The sequence below is a fragment of the Halopseudomonas sp. Lyrl_26 genome (assembly GCF_051948695.1).
GTDB classification, from domain to species: Bacteria; Pseudomonadota; Gammaproteobacteria; order Pseudomonadales; family Pseudomonadaceae; genus Halopseudomonas; species Halopseudomonas formosensis.
Window position 1 is genome coordinate 189,093 of the sequence record NZ_JAYJLH010000005.1, and the last position, 16,566, is coordinate 205,658.

Consider the following 16,566-nt stretch of genomic DNA (forward strand, 5'->3'; position numbering starts at 1 on the left):
GCGCGCCCCTGAATGCCCGGAGCGGCTCAGACCGGCGGCCAGCCGCCCATTTCCCGCCAGCGGTTGACTATGGTGCAGAAGAGTTCGGCGGTCTTTTCGGTGTCATAACGTGCCGAATGGGCCTCGCGCCCGTCGAACTCGATATCTGCTGCGGCACAGGCCTTGGCCAGTACCGTCTGGCCGTAGGCCAGGCCACCCAGGGTGGCCGTGTCGAAACAGGAGAAAGGGTGGAAGGGGTTGCGCTTGATGTCGTTGCGCTCCACCGCCGCGTTCAGGAAACCCAGGTCGAAGAAGGCGTTGTGTCCCACCAGTACCGCACGCTTGCAGCCGGCCGACTTCACCGCCTTGCGTACATGCTTGAAGATCTCGGTCAGGGCATGGGATTCACTCACCGCCATGCGCAGGGGATGATCGAGCTTGATGCCGGTGAACTCCAGCGCCGCCGGCTCGATATTGGCTCCCTCGAAGGGCTCGACGCGGAAGAAGGAGGTCTGATCCGGGTAGACCTGCCCGTCGTCATCCATCAGGATCGGCGTGGCGGCAATTTCCAGCAGGGCATCGGTGGCGGCGTTGAACCCGCCGGTTTCCACATCCACCACCACGGGCAAGAAGCCCCGGAAGCGATAGGCCATCGGCGACCTGTGGCCACCACCGGCACCCGCCCCTTCAATTGCATCGTTGTCGTAGTCGAACTCGCTCACACAGCGTCCTTAAATCGAAAGGGTCACAGGACCCGCCATTGAATGCTTTCACCGGCCCGCAGGGGTACCAGTTGCTGGTCTCCGAACTGCAGCGTCTCCGGAACCGTCCAGGGCTCGCGCACCAGAGTGATGGTGTCGGTGTTGCGCGGCAGACCGTAGAAATCCGGACCATGCATGCTGGCAAAGGCCTCCAGCTTGTCGAGCACGCCCAGCTGTTCGAAGGCTTCGGCGTACAGCTCAATGGCTGCATGGGCACTATAGCAGCCGGCACAGCCGCAGGCGGCTTCCTTGGCATGGCGGGCGTGGGGCGCGGAATCGGTACCGAGGAAGAACTTGTTCGAGCCGGAAACCACCGCATCGCCCAGCGCCCGCTGGTGACGCTGACGCTTGAGAATGGGCAGGCAATAGAAATGCGGACGAATGCCACCCACCAGCATGTGGTTGCGGTTGTACAGCAGATGGTGGGCAGTAATGGTCGCGGCGATATTGCCGGGCGCGCTGCGCACGAAGTCCACGGCATCAGCGGTAGTGATGTGCTCGAACACCACCTTGAGCGTGGGGAAGCGTTCGGTCAGAGCCACCAGCTGCTGGTCGATGAACGCCTTCTCCCGATCGAAGATATCCACCTCGGCGTGGGTCACCTCACCATGCACCAGCAGGGGCATGCCCACCTCGGCCATGGCCTCCAGCGCCGGCCAGATCTTCTCCAGCGCGGTCACTCCGGAATCGGAGTTGGTGGTGGCGCCGGCCGGGTACAGTTTGGCGGCAATGGCCTGCCCCTGTCCGTGGGCCTGACGGATCAGCTCCGGGGTGGTCTGGTCGGTCAGATAGAGCACCATCAGCGGTTCGAAGGGTCTGCCCGCCGGGCGAGCCGCCAGGATCCGCTCCCGATACTCCCCGGCCTGTTCGCCATTGCGCACCGGCGGGACCAGATTGGGCATGATGATGGCACGGCCGAAGTGACGGGCGGCATCGGGCACGGTGTGCTGCAGGACTGCTCCATCGCGCAGGTGGATATGCCAGTCGTCCGGCCGGAGCAGGGTGATGCGATCGGTCATGGGGGGATGATTCCAGAATGTTTCGATGCTGCCATGCTACCGGAAAGCGCGTCGCTTTACACGCCGTGGCGGTCCATCGAATTTGCCCGGATCAGTCCGAACGGCCTGTTACGCGAATGTCTCGCCCTCTATACTGCGCGTGTTTTTTCTGGTCAACCGGCCGGCTCAGGGACGCACCTCAAACACGGAAGAAGATCTGTTTCGTTGGACTGCACGGGGAAAATCGATGTCGCGCAATATAGTCGTTCTGGGTGCTGGTATGGTCGGCGTGTCCGTTGCCTGGCACCTGATCCGCAGAGGGCACAGGGTCACGCTGGTGGACCGTCGCGAACCGGGACGGGAAACCTCCTTCGGCAATGCCGGGGTCATCCAGCGCGAGGCTGTTCGCCCTTACGGGTTTCCCCGGGACATAGGCACTCTGCTGCGGGTTCTGCCCAATCGCCAGGTGGATATCCGCTACCGGCCGACGGGCATGCTGAATGCCGCGGTTCCGCTGTTCCAGTACTGGCTCAATTCCGGTGGCCAGCGCTACCAGCGTATCGTGCGGGAATGGGCATCGCTGATCCAGCGCTGCCAGCACGCCCATGGTCCCATGATCGAGGCCGCCGGTGCCTGGGATCTGGTACGCAAGGGCGGCTGGCTGGAGCTGTACCGGACGCGAAAGGCGCTGGAAGAGCGCGTTGCCGAGGCCCATGAGGACCGAGGCCGTTTCGGTATCGAGTTCGACGTGCTCGACGCACCACGGTTGCGTGCCCGCGAGCCATGGTTGGCAAAGGACCTGATCGGCGCCATCCACTGGACTCAGCCCTGGGTGGTCAGCGATCCGGGTGCGCTGGTGCAGGCCTATGCCCGGAACTTCGTCGAGCAGGGGGGAGAGTTGATGCAAGCCAGCGTCGAGGATGTCCTGGAGGAGGGCGGCCGCTGGCGAATCCTGACCTCAGAAGGCGAGCTGCAGGCAGATCAGGTGGTCGTGGCCATGGGGCCGTGGTCCAGTCGGCTGCTGGCCCGTGTGGGCATCCGCGTGCCCCTGTTCGTCAAGCGCGGTTACCACATGCACTACAGCACGGGTGAAGGCGCCGAACTGAATCACTGGCTGATGGATGCGGAACGGGGGTTCATGATGGAGCCCATGCGTGCCGGCATCCGCCTGACCACCGGCGCCGAGCTGGCGGACCTGGATGCGCCGCCGAAATACGGGCAGCTGGCCGCGGCGGAGAAGGCGGCGCGGGCACTCTTCCCGGCACTGGGCGAGCGACTGGACCCCAGCCCATGGAAAGGCGCGCGTCCCTGCCTGCCGGACATGAAGCCCGTGATCGGGCCGGCGCCCCAGAAGGGCCTGTGGCTGGCATTCGGACATGGTCACCAGGGCTTTACCCTGGGACCGGCTACCGGCGAGCTGCTGGCGCAGATGATGGATGGGGAGACGCCGGCCATCGACATGGCGCCGTTCGCGGTGCAACGTTTCCTCTGAGGGACACGCCCGGTGTCAACCGGAAACCGGGTCCTGCAGCCGCAATGAGTGCTCGCGAAACGCCGTCGGACTCATGTTGGTCCAGCGGCGAAAGGCGCGGGTGAAGCTGCTCGGATCGAGAAAGCCGAGTTCGAAAGCGATGCGCCCGAGATTCAGGCGGTTCTCCTGAATCAGCTTGATTGCCAGCTCCATGCGCACCTCGTCCAGCAGCTTCTCGTAGGTGGTACAGGCTTCGCTCAGCTTGCGTCGCAGGTGACGCGGACTGACGTTGAACGGCTGGGCGACCAGTTCTTCGGAAATGTCCTTCTCCGACAGCAGCACGCGAATGCGTTGCTTGACCTGTTCGGCAAAGTCCACATTGGGCAGATCCTCAAGCATGTCCTCGAGGGAGGCGTCCAGTCGCTTGAGCAGAAAGGCATCGCTGTCCGGCAGGCGCGACTGCAGGGCCAGGCGACTCATGCGTATGGATACCCGCTTGCTGCCCAGGCGCACCCGGGTACCCAGGATGTCTTCGCACTGCAGGCGGGCGTCGTTTTCCCGGTTCAGACGGACCTCGGTAATCAGGGGCAGGGTGTCGCTGCCCAGCTCCCGCCAGGATGCGACGCAACGTGCCACCAGCGCCTCGATCTGCAGCGGGTGGGCGGCTCCCTTGGGCTCGAAGTAGGCGGTAAGGTAATGCTCGTCCTCCACCGAGTACAGCTGTATCTGGGTGCTGAATACCTGGATGAAACGCATGACTCGGTGGATGGCATCCCCGGCGGTCGGGCTGGAATGGGCAGCCAGGTTGAGCAATTGCATGGTGGGAGTGGAGAAGTTGCCGCCCATGCGCAGACCGAAGCATTCGTCACCGCTGAGCGTGACCGCGCAATACCAGAGTCGGTTCATGTCGGTCTGGCTGATATGGCCCAGGCTGAAATCGCTCGGGCTTGCATAGCTGCGCAGATCTTCGGGCAGCTGTTCAACCAGATTCCTGCCATAACCACGCAGGGCTTCGATGATGCCTTTGGCCCATAGGGCTCTTTCCTTCAGGCGGTGACACGGCAGTGGAGGATGGGTAGCGGGCATGCCAGTCGTCCTTATTTATTATTTTTGTAACGGCAGTTTTCTGTTCAGGCCAAGATAGATGAATGCCGGCCATTATGCAAAAATTCACAACAGACAATTGCAGGAATATAGCGGCGATAAATCCATCACATTCAATCCCTGAATGTCCGGCCCGGCCAAGTGATCGGTCCGATGAAGACAAACCGGGCAAATGCTCCATGACACACTAATTGCGACCGTCTGGCTCCCAAGACAGCCGGGGGTTTGGATCCAACCTAATGGAGCAGCACAATGACAAAAACAAAGCATGCTTGGGCGCTGGCCGCACTGCCTCTCGCAGTCGGGCTGGCCAGCTTCAGTGGCACGGCACACGCAGTAAACTTCAATATCGGTGCAATCGAAGGGCAGCTCGATTCCCAGATGTCCATCGGGGCCAGCATGTCTATGGCGAACCCGGACAAGCGCTTCATCCATGTGGATACAGCGATTGACGGGGTGAATCAGGGGGGGCAGGCAACAGCCCGGACATCGGATGATGGTCGTCTGAACTACGAGAAAGGCGATTTCTTCTCCAAGATCTTCAAGGGTTCCCATGACCTTGAACTGCGCTACGGTAACTCCGGTGCCTTCCTGCGTGGCAACTACTGGTATGACTTCGAGACCAAGGACGGAAGTCAGCGTTTCTACGATATCGACGACTCGGGACGTCATCCGCTCCAGAAAGGGGCCGGTGTCCAGCTGCTTGACGCCTTCGTCTACCACAACTACTTCATCGGTCAGAACCCGGGTAACGTCCGTCTGGGTCGCCAGGTGGTCAGCTGGGGTGAGGGTGTCTTCATCCAGAACGGCATCAACTCCATCAACCCGATCGATGCCTCCGCTTTCCGCCGTCCGGGCGCCGAGCTGAAGGAAGGTCTTCTGCCTGTCGAGATGCTGTATCTCTCTCAGGGCCTCACCGAAAACCTCACCGTGGAAGCTTTTTACCAGCTGAAATGGCGCGGCACCATTGCTGATAACTGCGGCACCTTCTTCTCCACTTCCGATGTGGTAGGCCGCAACTGTAATGATCGTCTGGTCTTTGCCGGCGTGGATCTGCCCCACGGCGAACAGCCCCTGGGCACATATATCGCCCGCGTACGCAAGGACAAGGAAGCCAGTGACAGCGGTCAGTTCGGCGTGGCCTTCCGCTGGTTTGCTCCGGCGCTGAACAATACCGAGTTCGGCTTCTATGCCATGAACTACCACAGTCGCAACCCGCTTTACTCAAACGAGGCAGGCCTGGGTGCGGTGGGTGGCCCCCTTACGCCCGGCTATGACGGTGTGACCTTCGGTGGAGCCGGCTATTTCTTCGAGCATCCTGAGGACATCCGTCTGTACGGCGTCAGCTTCGGTACCAACATCGGGGGTACCTCGGTGGCGGGCGAGCTGAGCTACCGTCCGAACATGCCGCTGCAGATCAACTCCGGCGACATGAGTCGTGCGGCGCTGCTGGTGGCAGCCGGCGTTCCGGATAACACTCACCGCTATGGGCCGGGCGAGATCCAGGCTGGCGACTACATTCAGGGTTACGAGCGCAAGGAGTTCTGGCAGGGCTCGGTAAGCGCCGTGCACTTCATCGACCGCATCCTGGGCGCCAGCCGTCTGTCCCTGATCGGTGAGGTGGGCTTCAATTACATCAGCGGCCTGGGTACCGGCAATGGCACTACCAAGTTCGGTCGTGACTCGCTGTTCGGTCAGAGCCCCTATGCGGATGGCACCTGCTCGTCCCAGGGCACCACACCCAAGGCAGACAGCTGGTGTGAGAACGACGGTTACTTCACCGACTTCTCCTGGGGCTACCGTATGCGTGCGTCCCTGGATTACAGCAACGTGATTGCCGGTATCAACCTGAGCCCGAACATCGCCTGGTCCCATGACGTTGAGGGTTACAGCCCCAACTTCAACGAAAATGCCAAGTCGATCAGCGTGGGTCTGAACGCCGATTACGCCAACAAGTACAACGCCAGCATCAGTTACACGAACTTCTTTGATGGCAAGTACAACACCCTGGTTGATCGCGACTTCGCCGCTGTCAGCTTCGGCGTAAGCTTCTAATCAGGTTTTGGAGAATAACAATATGCAGATGCAGAAAGTCTTTGTAGGTGCCTGCGGTCTGGCGCTGAGCCTGCTGGCCAGTGCCGTTGCGGCGCAGAGCCTGTCCCAGTCCGAGATCAATCAGTTGGGGACCACCCTGACTCCGATCGGCGCGGAGAAGGCCGGTAACGCCGCGGGTACCATCCCCGAGTGGACCGGCGGTCTGCCGACCGATGCCGGTCAGAGCCTGGCCAACAACTTCCTGGAAAACCCGTTCAAGAACGATCAGCCGGAGTTCGTGATTACTGCCCAGAACTACCAGCAGTATCGCGACAACCTGACCCCCGGTCAGATCGCCCTGTTCGAGCGCTACCCGGAAACCTTCCGCATGCCGGTGTACCAGAGCCGCCGGACAGTTGGCTTCCCGCAATCGGTCTATGACCAGGTCAAGCGCACCGCTGGCCAGGCCCGACTGGTCAACGGTGGCGACGGCGTGGAGAACGTCGAGCCGGGTTCCTCCTTCATCTTCCCGATTCCGAAGAGCGGGGCCGAGGTGATCTGGAACCACATGACCCGCTATCGTCTGAACGTGCATCGCTGGTACATGCAGGCCATGCCGCAGACCAACGGTTCCTTCACTCTGATCAAGATGGAAGAGGAAGTCGGTTATCCGAACCTGATGCCCGACATCGATCCGGCCAGCATGCCCAACACCCTGCTGTTCTTCAAACAGCGGGTGAACGCCCCGGCCCGTCTGGCGGGTAACGTGCTGCTGGTACACGATTCCCTCGACCAGTTGAAGGAACCGCGCATGGCCTGGGTATACAACGCCGGTCAGCGTCGTGTACGCCGTGCTCCGCAGGTCGCCTATGACGGTCCGGGTACCGCCTCCGACGGTATGCGTACCTCCGACAACTTCTCCATGTACAACGGTGCTCCGGACCGTTACGACTGGAAACTGATCGGCAAGAAGGAAGTTTTCCTGCCCTACAACTCGGGCAAGCTGACCGAGCCGGGCCTGAAGTACGCCGATGTGCTGAAGGCCGGTCACGTCAACCCGGAACACACCCGCTTCGAGCTGCACCGTGCCTGGGAAGTGCAGGGCAACGTCAAGCAGGGTCAGCGCCACATCTACGCCCAGCGTAATTTCTTCGTGGACGAGGACTCCTGGATGATCGCCCTGGCCGACCACTACGACGGCCGTGGCACCCTGTGGCGTGTGGGCGAAGGCCATCTGTCCTTCAACTACAAGCAGAAGATCCCGGGTTACGCGCTGGAGACCCTGTACGACCTGCTGGCAGGCCGCTACATCGCTCTGGGCATGTACACCGAGGAGGCTTCTGCACCGCAGTTCGTTACCACTCCTCCGACTTACAACCAGTTCACTCCGGCCGCACTGCGGGCTGCTGGGGTACGCTGACAGGTCGGAACTCTTCCGTTTGGGTTTAAGGGGCATCTTCGGATGCCCCTTTTTTTGGTTCATCGCCCCTCCCGCACATTCGGGCTACTATGCTCACCTTTCGCATACAGCAATAGGAGTCGCCCATGGTCGCAGACATATCAACAGCGCAGTGGATACAGGATCATCCGCTGATTCAGGAGCTGGTAGCGCTGCGGGAAGTGGCCTGGTTCAACCCGGCAATTGCACCCGTAACGCAGGGGCTCCAGGACGTCGGGCTCACCCTTGAGGACGTGCGCGAGGTCAGCGACCGCCTGGCGCGCTTTGCTCCCTATATTGCCCGCGTATTTCCGCAGACCAGTGACAGCGCCGGCATCATCGAGTCGCCGGTGCGTGCTATCCCGCGCATGCAGCAGGCACTCAGCGAGCGCTACTCTGTGGATTTGCCTGGAAAGCTCTGGGTCAAACTCGATAGTCATCTGCCGATATCCGGTTCGATCAAGGCCCGTGGTGGCATTCATGAGGTCCTCCAGCATGCGGAGAAGCTGGCGCTGGAGGCGGGCTGGCTGAGTCTGGAAGATGACTATGCCAGGCTCGACAGCGATGAGGCCAGAGCCTTCTTCGGTCGCTACCGGATCGCTGTAGGTTCCACCGGCAATCTGGGCATGTCGATCGGCATCATGAGCGCCACCCTCGGCTTTCAGGTGACGGTGCACATGTCCGCCGATGCCCGCCAGTGGAAGAAAGACAGATTGCGCTCCCACGGGGTGACCGTGGTCGAGCATGCATCGGATTACAGTGTCGCGGTGGAGGAGGGCAGGCGGCAGGCCGAACAGGACCCGGATTGCCACTTCATCGATGATGAGAACTCCACCAGCCTGTTCCTGGGTTACGCCGTCGCCGCCGAGCGATTGCGCCCTCAGCTGGCCGCTGCCGCTGTTCCCGTCGATGCCGAGCACCCGCTGTTCGTCTATCTGCCCTGCGGTGTGGGTGGCGGTCTCGGTGGTGTGGCCTTCGGCCTTAAGCTGGTGTTCGGCGATGCAGTGCGTTGCATTTTTGCCGAACCCGTGCATTCACCCTGCATGCTGCTGGGTGTCTACACCGGCCTGCATGACCGGATATCAGTGCAGGATTTCGGCATCGACAACATCACCGCCGCCGATGGCCTGGCGGTAGGACGCCCATCGGGTTTCGTCGGCAAGGCCATGCAGCGGCTGATCGACGGCTACTACACAGTCACTGACGAGGAGCTCTATGCGCTGCTTGCCCTGCTGGAGCAGCAGGAAGGGCTGCGCCTGGAACCCTCGGCACTGGCCGGCATGCCCGGCATTGTCAGAGTACTCAACGGCCAGCCGGGCTACCACCAGCGCCTGCAGCTGACGCCTGAGCGGCTGGCCGGAGCAACCCATCTGGTCTGGGCCACCGGTGGCAGCATGGTGCCTGAGGAAGAGATGCAGGCTTATCTGGACCGGGGGCGGGCAGAGCTCGGCCGTTAACGCGGCACTTGCTCCCGCCTGAAGGCCACCGGTGCGGGAGCTTCACCGGTCTACTCCACGGTTACCGACTTGGCCAGATTGCGCGGCTTGTCCACGTCGGTTCCCTTGACCAGCGCCACATGGTAACTGAGCAGCTGCAGGGGAATGGTGTAGAGAACGGGCGAGATCACCTCGTCCACCTGGGGCAGGGCAATGGTGTCCTGCTGATCGCCGTCCTGTTCGATGCTCTCGCAGGCGAAGGTGATCAGTTGGCCGCCCCGCGCGCGCACTTCCTCCAGATTGGATTTCAGTTTCTCCAGCAGGCTGTCGCTGGGCGCCACACTGACCACCGGCATATCCTCATCCACCAGCGCCAGCGGGCCATGCTTGAGCTCGCCCGCAGCGTAGGCTTCGGCATGGATATAGGATATTTCCTTGAGCTTGAGGGCTCCCTCCATGGCAATGGGGTAATGTGGCCCGCGGCCCAGGAACAGGGCATGGTGCTTGCTGGCGAACCGTTCGGCCAGCTGGGTAATGGCGGGTTCCAGTTTCAGCGCCTCGCCGATCACCCCCGGCAGGTTGCGCAGGGCCGACACGTTTCGTGCAACCTGTTCCGGGGCCTTGCCCCTGACCTGCAGCAGCGCTGTGGTCAGCCACAGCAGCGCCACCAGCTGGGTGGTGAAGGCCTTGGTGGAGGCCACGCCTATCTCCGGTCCTGCATGGGTCAGCAGGCGCCAGTCGGCCTCGCGCACCAGAGAGCTGCCGGCGACGTTGCAGATGGCCAGGGTGGCGAGGTAGCCCTGGTTTCTGGCAAAACGCAGCGCGGCCAGGGTGTCAGCGGTTTCCCCGGACTGGGAGATGGTGATAAGCAGGGTGTTGTCCGGCACTACCACGGTGCGGTAGCGGTACTCGCTGGCCACCTCCACCTGGCAGGGCAGGCCGACCTGAGACTCGATCCAGTAACGGGCCACCAGCCCGGCGTGGAAGCTGGTGCCGCAGGCGACAATGTGAATATGACGGACATCGGCCAGGCGCGATTCGGCATCAGGACCGAGGATGGCAGTCAGCACATGGTTGTCTCCCAGTGTGCCGGTCAGAGTATCGGCAATGGCCTGCGGTTGCTCGAAGATTTCCTTGAGCATGTAGTGGCGGTACTCGCCCTTGTCCATACTCAGGGCCGCATGTTCGTACTGCTGGACAGGACGCTCGACGATCTGCTCCCGGGCATCCCAGATGCTGCAGCCGTTGCTGGTCAGCTGGGCGTGATCGCCTTCCTCCAGATAGCGGAAACGGTCGGTGACCTGCAGCAGGGCCAGCGGATCGGATGCCAGATAATGTTCTTCGCTGCCCACGCCGATAACCAGCGGACTGCCCATCCGCGCGCAGTACAGGGTCTCGGGTTCATCCTCGTGGATCAGCGCCAGTGCATAAGCGCCGTGCAGCTCCTTCAACGCAGCGCGGAAGGCAGCCAGGAGTGATCCGCTCTGGCGGTAATATGCGGCGATCAGGTGCGCCACCACCTCGGTATCGGTTTCCGAGGTGAACACATAACCCATGTCACTGAGCCGGCTGCGCAGGACTGCATGGTTCTCGATGATGCCGTTGTGCACTATCGCCAGCTTGTCCGAGACATGGGGGTGGGCATTGTGTTCCGCCGGTTTGCCATGGGTTGCCCAGCGGGTATGGGCAATGCCCAGAGTGCCGGTGGCCGGCGCGTTCTTCAGGGCTTCCTCCAGCTCCGCCACCTTGCCGGCGGCCCGCACCCGGTGGATCTGCTCGGTGGCACTCATCACTGCGACGCCGGCGGAGTCGTAACCGCGATACTCCAGGCGGCGAAGACCTTCAAGCAGGATGGGGGTGATATTGCGCTGAGCGATGGCACCGACGATTCCGCACATGCGTAGAGTCCTGTTGTGGGATGCGAGGTCGGCATTTTATCACCGGCCGCTGGCCGGCACAGATTTTATCTTGTGCGGCCTCGGACAGACGACGTGCCTCGGCTCAGATTCTGAAGCGTGCCACCAGTTCGCTCTGGCTGTTGGCGGTGCCGGCCAGCTCGTCACTGAGACGGGCGTTCTGCCGGGCCTGGGGGGCGGTCTGGTCGGAGAGCAGGGCGATGTTGCTTATGCTGCGGTTGATCTCCTCCGCAACGGCGCTCTGCTCTTCTGCGGCACTGGCGACCTGCTTGCCCTGTTCGGCCTGCTGGTTGGCCATCTGGGTCGCTTCGGCGGTGCGGACGACGTTGCCGGCTACCTCCTGGCTGGCCGCGGCCATCTCGTTGATGGCGGCGGCGACCATGTCGGTTTCCGCCCGCTGACGCTCCAGCTGCTCGCTGGACTGGTGTGACAGTTCCCTGCTGTGGGTCGCCTTAGGCATTCACCCAGTAGTGGTCCCCATTCCTGGCGCGGTTCTTCACTATGCCCATCCAGCTGCGGCCCTGTTTCAGATAGCTCCAGAGGTGGGCAAATACCGCCGGGGGGACGTCCGGATGGCGGATCAGGTTATGCGCCTGGCCCAGCAGCTCCTCACGGGTGAAGCCCGACACCTCGGCAAAGGTGTCGTTGCAATAGGTAATTACCCCTTCAGATCGGTGGCGGTGATGAGACGCTGGTCGTCCCGAAGTTGTATTTCTTTTTGTGTAACGGGCAGATTCTTGCGCATGGCTTACCTGAACTTGGGTGGTACCTGAACTATGCTGATAGCTATCGGCTGCGGGTGATCTTGCTTTACCCGCATTCTGGACTGTTTTCTTGGGAGGTTACTGATGTCATCGCTCGATTCGTTGCAGACGGTCAGCCAGCTGCAGGTAGGCAGCAGTGTCTACCGCTACCATTCCTTGCCCCGCGCGGCCGAGAGCCTGGGTGATATACAGCAACTGCCGGTATCTCTCAAGGTTCTTCTGGAGAATCTGTTGCGTCATGAGGACGGGGAAACAGTCACCCGCGATGACATTCAGGCCATGGCGGACTGGCTGCGCGAACGTCGCTCGGACCGGGAGATCCAGTTCCGGCCGGCGCGGGTTCTGATGCAGGACTTTACTGGCGTGCCGGCGGTGGTGGACCTGGCTGCCATGCGGGATGCGATGGTCCGCGCCGGCGGCGACCCCCAGCGTATCAATCCGCTGTCCCCGGTAGACCTGGTGATCGACCACTCGGTGATGGTGGACCGCTTCGGTGATGATGCTTCCTTCCGGGACAACGTGGCAATGGAGATCCGTCGCAATGGCGAGCGCTATGCCTTCCTGCGCTGGGGGCAGCATGCCTTCAACAACTTCCGCGTCGTGCCCCCTGGCACCGGCATCTGCCACCAGGTCAACCTCGAGTATCTGGCCCAGAGTGTCTGGGCAGCTGAGAGCGACGGCGAGCAGTGGGCATTTCCGGACACCCTGGTCGGCACCGATTCCCATACCACCATGGTCAACGGACTGGGGGTGCTGGGCTGGGGTGTCGGTGGTATCGAGGCAGAGGCCGCCATGCTTGGTCAGCCGGTGTCCATGTTGATCCCCGAAGTCGTGGGCTTCAAGCTGACCGGCAAGCTGCGCGAAGGGATGACCGCCACCGATCTGGTGCTGACGGTGACTCAGATGCTGCGTCAGCGCGGTGTGGTCGGCAAGTTCGTCGAGTTCTACGGTGATGGCCTTGCCGATCTGCCGCTGGCTGACCGGGCCACCATTGCCAACATGGCGCCGGAATACGGTGCCACCTGCGGCTTCTTCCCGGTGGATGAGGTGACACTGGACTATCTGCGCCTGACCGGCCGGTCGGCCGAGGTGGTGGCCCGGGTCGAGGCGTACAGCAAGGCCCAGGGGCTGTGGCGTGAACCCGGCCATGAGCCGCTGTTCTCCGATACCCTGCACCTGGACATGGGCGATGTGGAACCCAGTCTCGCCGGCCCGCGCCGGCCCCAGGACCGGGTGCCCCTGGCTGGCGTTCCTGCCGCTTTCGAGGAGCTGCTGGCATTGCAGCTGAGCCCCGCCGGAGAGGTGGCCCGGCTGGAAAGCGAAGGGGGCGGCGGAACCGCAGTCGGAGGCAGTGTCAACGAGGCCAGAGTCACCCTGGGTGGTCAGTCCCATGTGCTGCGCAATGGCTCGGTGGTCATTGCTGCCATCACCTCCTGCACCAATACCTCCAACCCCAGCGTGATGATGGCTGCCGGACTGCTGGCCCGCAAAGCCATCGAAAAGGGGCTGCAGCGGCGTCCCTGGGTCAAGTCGTCTCTGGCACCGGGATCCAAGGTGGTCACCGACTATCTGGAGCGCGCCGGGCTGACCAGCTACCTGGATCAGCTGGGGTTCAACCTGGTGGGCTATGGTTGTACTACCTGTATCGGCAACTCCGGTCCGTTGCCCGATGAGGTCAGTCGCGCCATTGCCGAGCATGATCTGGCGGTCTCCGCGGTGCTGTCGGGCAACCGCAACTTCGAGGGCCGCATCCATCCGCAGGTCAAGGCCAACTGGCTGGCCTCGCCGCCGCTGGTGGTGGCCTATGCCCTGGCAGGGGACATCCGTATCGACATGATGAGCGAGCCGCTGGGTCTGGACCGGGACAACAAGCCGGTATTTCTCCGGGATATCTGGCCGAGCAATGCGGAGATCGCCGCCGCCGTTGCCCTGGTCGAGGACAGCATGTTCCGCAACCGCTACGCCGACGTTTTCACCGGCGACGAGCACTGGCAGGCCATCGCCACCAGCGATGGCGACACCTATGCCTGGGACAGCCGGTCGACCTATGTGCAGAACCCCCCGTATTTCGACGACATCGACAAGCCCCTGCAGCCGCTGCAGCCCATCGAGAACGCCAGGGTGCTGGCGGTATTCGGTGACTCCATCACCACCGATCATATTTCACCGGCGGGCAACATCAAGGCCAGTTCTCCGGCTGGTCAGTATCTGCAGTCCCTGGGCGTCAGCCCTGACGACTTCAATTCCTACGGGTCACGGCGCGGTAACCACGAAGTGATGATGCGCGGTACCTTCGCCAATATCCGAATCCGCAACCGCATGCTGGGCGGGGAGGAGGGCGGGCTGACCATCCATGTGCCCAGCAAAGAACGCATGTCCATCTACGACGCGGCCATGCGTTATCAGGCCGAGGGAACGCCCCTGGTGGTGATGGCTGGCAAGGAGTACGGCACCGGGTCCAGTCGCGACTGGGCCGCCAAGGGAACCAAGCTGCTGGGGGTTAAGGCGGTGATCGCCGAAAGCTTCGAGCGGATCCACAGATCCAACCTGGTGGGCATGGGCGTGCTGCCACTGCAGTTCATCGACGGACAGAACGCCGCCACCCTGCAGCTGACCGGTCATGAGGTGCTGGATATCCGCGGCATCGACGACAATATCAGGCCCGGTCAGCAGCTGCGGGTGACCGCGCGGCGCGAGACCGGCGAGCCGCTGGAGTTCAAGGTGCTCTGCCGTATCGATACCCGCAACGAAGTGGACTACTTCAAGGCCGGCGGCATCCTGCACTACGTGTTGCGCCAGATGCTGGCGGGCAGCTAGGGCAGGGCGCTGTTACTCGCCGAGGAAGCCCCCGGACTGTCGCGCCCACAGCTGGGCATAGAGGCCGCCACGGCTGATCAGCTCGGCGTGGCTGCCGTCCTCGACGATGCGGCCCTGGTCCATGACGATGAGCCTGTCCATCTCGGCGATGGTGGACAGGCGGTGGGCAATGGCGATCACCGTCTTGCCGCGCATCAGTTGATTGAGGTTTTCCTGAATGGCCGCCTCGACCTCCGAGTCCAGCGCCGAGGTCGCCTCATCCAGAATCAGGATGGGGGCATCCTTGAGCATTACCCGGGCAATGGCGATGCGCTGGCGCTGGCCGCCTGACAGCTTGACCCCGCGCTCGCCTACATGGGCCTCATAGCCGCGGCGCCCGCGGGCATCGCTGAGTTCCGGGATGAAACCGTCGGCGTGGGCGCTGCGCGCCGCCTCCAGCATCATCTCCTCGGTTGCATCCGGGCGTCCGTAGAGGATGTTGTCCCGTACCGAGCGGTGCAGCAGGGAGGTATCCTGAGTCACCATGCCGATATGACGACGCAGGGAGTCCTGACTGACCTCGGCAATATTCTGCCCGTCGATCAGGATCCGGCCCCGCTCCACGTCATGGAAACGCAGCAGCAGATTGACCAGGGTGGACTTGCCCGCGCCCGAGCGGCCGACCAGACCGATGCGCTCACCGGGGCGGATATGCAGGTTGAGATCCTCCAGCACGCCGCTGCCCTTGCCGTAGTGGAAGCTGACCTGCTCGAAGCGGATCTCGCCTCGGCTGACCACCAGCTCCTTCGCATCCTCATGATCGGTTACCGTCTGCGGTCGGGCAATGGTCTGCACCCCGTCCTGGACTGTGCCGATGTTCTCGAACAGGGCCGAGATCTCCCACATGATCCACTGGGACATGCTCCACAGGCGTAACACCAGACCGACGGCCACGGCCACCGCGCCCACACCGATACTCGCCTGCAGCCACAGCCACAGGGCCAGTCCGGTCACGCTGGCCAGCAGCAACCCATTGAGCAGGTAGAGCGACACGTTCACCAGGGTCACCAGGCGCATCTGACGGTAGACCGTGGTCATGAACTCGGTCATGCCCTCACGGGCATGCCGCGCCTCGCGCTGGGCATGGGAGAAGAGCTTGACCGTCTGGATATTGGTGTAGGCATCGACAATACCCCCGGTCATCACCGAGCGGGCATCCGCCTGCTCCTCGGCCACCTTGCCCAGCCGGGGAATGAAGTGGCGCATCATCAGCGTATAGCCCAGCGCCCAGCCCAACAGGGGCAGCATCAGGCGCCAGTCGGCCAGCCCCACCACCAGCACGGTGCCCACAAAATATACGGCGACATAGTTGAGCACGTCGATCAGCTTGATCACGCACTCGCGGACCGCCAGCGCCGTCTGCATCACCTTGGTGGCGATGCGACCGGCGAACTCGTCCTGGAAGAAGCTTATCGACTGGCGCAGCAGATAACGGTGCACCAGCCAGCGGATGCGCATCGGGTAGTTGCCCATCAGTGTCTGGAAGTTGAACAGGGAGCTGGTCAGCACCAGCAGCGGCAGCAGGGCCATGACTACCAGGAACATCCCGGCCAGCTTCCAGCCCTCGTTCTGCACGAAGGTGCTGCGGTCCTGATGGGACAGCCAGTCGACTATGTTGCCGAGGAAACTGAACAGCCAGACCTCGGTGATGGCAACCGAGGCGGTCAGCAGGGCAGAGATGACCAGGAATGGCCAGGCGCCCCGGGTGTAATGCACGCAGAACGCCAGCAACCCGCGGGGTGGCTGGGCAGGGGGCTCGGTGGGAAAGGGGTCCAGACGTCGTTCGAACCAGCGGAACATGGGCAGGCC

General features: G+C 62.5%; 11 protein-coding genes and 1 pseudogene. 5 read left to right on the forward strand and 7 right to left on the reverse strand.

Annotated elements, in window-relative coordinates:
* Window positions 1-26: 26 nt before the first annotated feature.
* Window positions 27-632 (reverse strand): ribonuclease T, encoded by a 606-nt coding sequence (gene rnt / locus VF673_RS09095; protein ID WP_407046224.1) that lies wholly within the window; start codon window positions 630-632, stop codon window positions 27-29.
* Between the two features lie 92 nt (window positions 633-724).
* Entirely contained in the window at window positions 725-1,759 is a 1,035-nt protein-coding gene (gene pyrC / locus VF673_RS09100; protein WP_273126863.1) for a dihydroorotase, read from the reverse strand.
* Window positions 1,760-1,985: 226 nt separating this feature from the next.
* Between pyrC and VF673_RS09105 the strand changes: the two genes are divergently transcribed.
* On the forward strand, window positions 1,986-3,230 hold the full coding sequence (locus tag VF673_RS09105) for an NAD(P)/FAD-dependent oxidoreductase (protein ID WP_440291684.1): 1,245 nt from the start codon (window positions 1,986-1,988) through the stop codon (window positions 3,228-3,230).
* Between the two features lie 15 nt (window positions 3,231-3,245).
* On the opposite strand, the gene VF673_RS09110 is transcribed toward VF673_RS09105, so the two are convergent.
* Window positions 3,246-4,295: a helix-turn-helix domain-containing protein gene (locus VF673_RS09110; RefSeq protein WP_440291685.1), complete on the reverse strand. Its 1,050-nt coding sequence runs from the start codon at window positions 4,293-4,295 to the stop codon at window positions 3,246-3,248.
* A 270-nt stretch (window positions 4,296-4,565) separates the two neighbouring features.
* Between VF673_RS09110 and VF673_RS09115 the strand changes: the two genes are divergently transcribed.
* From VF673_RS09115 to dsdA, 3 genes are all read left to right on the forward strand, one after another.
* On the forward strand, window positions 4,566-6,368 hold the full coding sequence (locus VF673_RS09115) for a DUF1302 domain-containing protein (RefSeq protein ID WP_440291686.1): 1,803 nt from the start codon (window positions 4,566-4,568) through the stop codon (window positions 6,366-6,368).
* A gap of 22 nt (window positions 6,369-6,390) precedes the next feature.
* The gene (locus VF673_RS09120) at window positions 6,391-7,767 is read left to right on the forward strand and encodes a DUF1329 domain-containing protein (RefSeq protein ID WP_440291687.1); all 1,377 of its coding nucleotides are present in this window, start codon (window positions 6,391-6,393) and stop codon (window positions 7,765-7,767) included.
* A gap of 125 nt (window positions 7,768-7,892) precedes the next feature.
* Window positions 7,893-9,242 carry a D-serine ammonia-lyase gene (gene dsdA, locus VF673_RS09125; RefSeq protein WP_440291688.1) on the forward strand — a complete coding sequence of 450 codons (1,350 nt, stop codon included), beginning with the start codon at window positions 7,893-7,895 and terminating at the stop codon, window positions 9,240-9,242.
* Window positions 9,243-9,292: 50 nt separating this feature from the next.
* Here dsdA and glmS read toward each other — a convergent pair whose 3' ends face one another.
* The 3 genes and pseudogenes from glmS to VF673_RS09140 form a co-directional block, all read right to left on the reverse strand.
* Window positions 9,293-11,119 (reverse strand): glutamine--fructose-6-phosphate transaminase (isomerizing), encoded by a 1,827-nt coding sequence (gene glmS / locus VF673_RS09130; protein ID WP_440291689.1) that lies wholly within the window; start codon window positions 11,117-11,119, stop codon window positions 9,293-9,295.
* A gap of 103 nt (window positions 11,120-11,222) precedes the next feature.
* Window positions 11,223-11,597, reverse strand: coding sequence for a hypothetical protein (locus tag VF673_RS09135; RefSeq protein WP_440291690.1), 375 nt, complete (start codon window positions 11,595-11,597; stop codon window positions 11,223-11,225).
* Window positions 11,593-11,882, reverse strand: a pseudogene (locus VF673_RS09140) (PAS domain-containing protein); the annotation flags it as partial. The pseudogene VF673_RS09140 and the gene VF673_RS09135, both read right to left, overlap by 5 nt.
* 103 nt (window positions 11,883-11,985) lie before the next feature.
* Here VF673_RS09140 and acnA point away from each other — a divergent pair.
* Entirely contained in the window at window positions 11,986-14,718 is a 2,733-nt protein-coding gene (gene acnA, locus VF673_RS09145; RefSeq protein WP_440291691.1) for an aconitate hydratase AcnA, read from the forward strand.
* Window positions 14,719-14,730: 12 nt separating this feature from the next.
* Here acnA and VF673_RS09150 read toward each other — a convergent pair whose 3' ends face one another.
* The gene (locus tag VF673_RS09150) at window positions 14,731-16,557 is read right to left on the reverse strand and encodes an ABC transporter ATP-binding protein (RefSeq protein WP_440291692.1); all 1,827 of its coding nucleotides are present in this window, start codon (window positions 16,555-16,557) and stop codon (window positions 14,731-14,733) included.
* Window positions 16,558-16,566 lie beyond the last annotated feature (9 nt).

Coding starts and splice junctions, on each gene's coding strand:
- rnt (WP_407046224.1), bottom strand. CDS start 632: ATGGCCTATCGCTTCCGGGGCTTCTTGCCCGTGGTGGTGGATGTGGAA.
- pyrC (WP_273126863.1), bottom strand. CDS start 1,759: ATGACCGATCGCATCACCCTGCTCCGGCCGGACGACTGGCATATCCAC.
- VF673_RS09105 (WP_440291684.1), top strand. CDS start 1,986: ATGTCGCGCAATATAGTCGTTCTGGGTGCTGGTATGGTCGGCGTGTCC.
- VF673_RS09110 (WP_440291685.1), bottom strand. CDS start 4,295: ATGCCCGCTACCCATCCTCCACTGCCGTGTCACCGCCTGAAGGAAAGA.
- VF673_RS09115 (WP_440291686.1), top strand. CDS start 4,566: ATGACAAAAACAAAGCATGCTTGGGCGCTGGCCGCACTGCCTCTCGCA.
- VF673_RS09120 (WP_440291687.1), top strand. CDS start 6,391: ATGCAGATGCAGAAAGTCTTTGTAGGTGCCTGCGGTCTGGCGCTGAGC.
- dsdA (WP_440291688.1), top strand. CDS start 7,893: ATGGTCGCAGACATATCAACAGCGCAGTGGATACAGGATCATCCGCTG.
- glmS (WP_440291689.1), bottom strand. CDS start 11,119: ATGTGCGGAATCGTCGGTGCCATCGCTCAGCGCAATATCACCCCCATC.
- VF673_RS09135 (WP_440291690.1), bottom strand. CDS start 11,597: ATGCCTAAGGCGACCCACAGCAGGGAACTGTCACACCAGTCCAGCGAG.
- acnA (WP_440291691.1), top strand. CDS start 11,986: ATGTCATCGCTCGATTCGTTGCAGACGGTCAGCCAGCTGCAGGTAGGC.
- VF673_RS09150 (WP_440291692.1), bottom strand. CDS start 16,557: ATGTTCCGCTGGTTCGAACGACGTCTGGACCCCTTTCCCACCGAGCCC.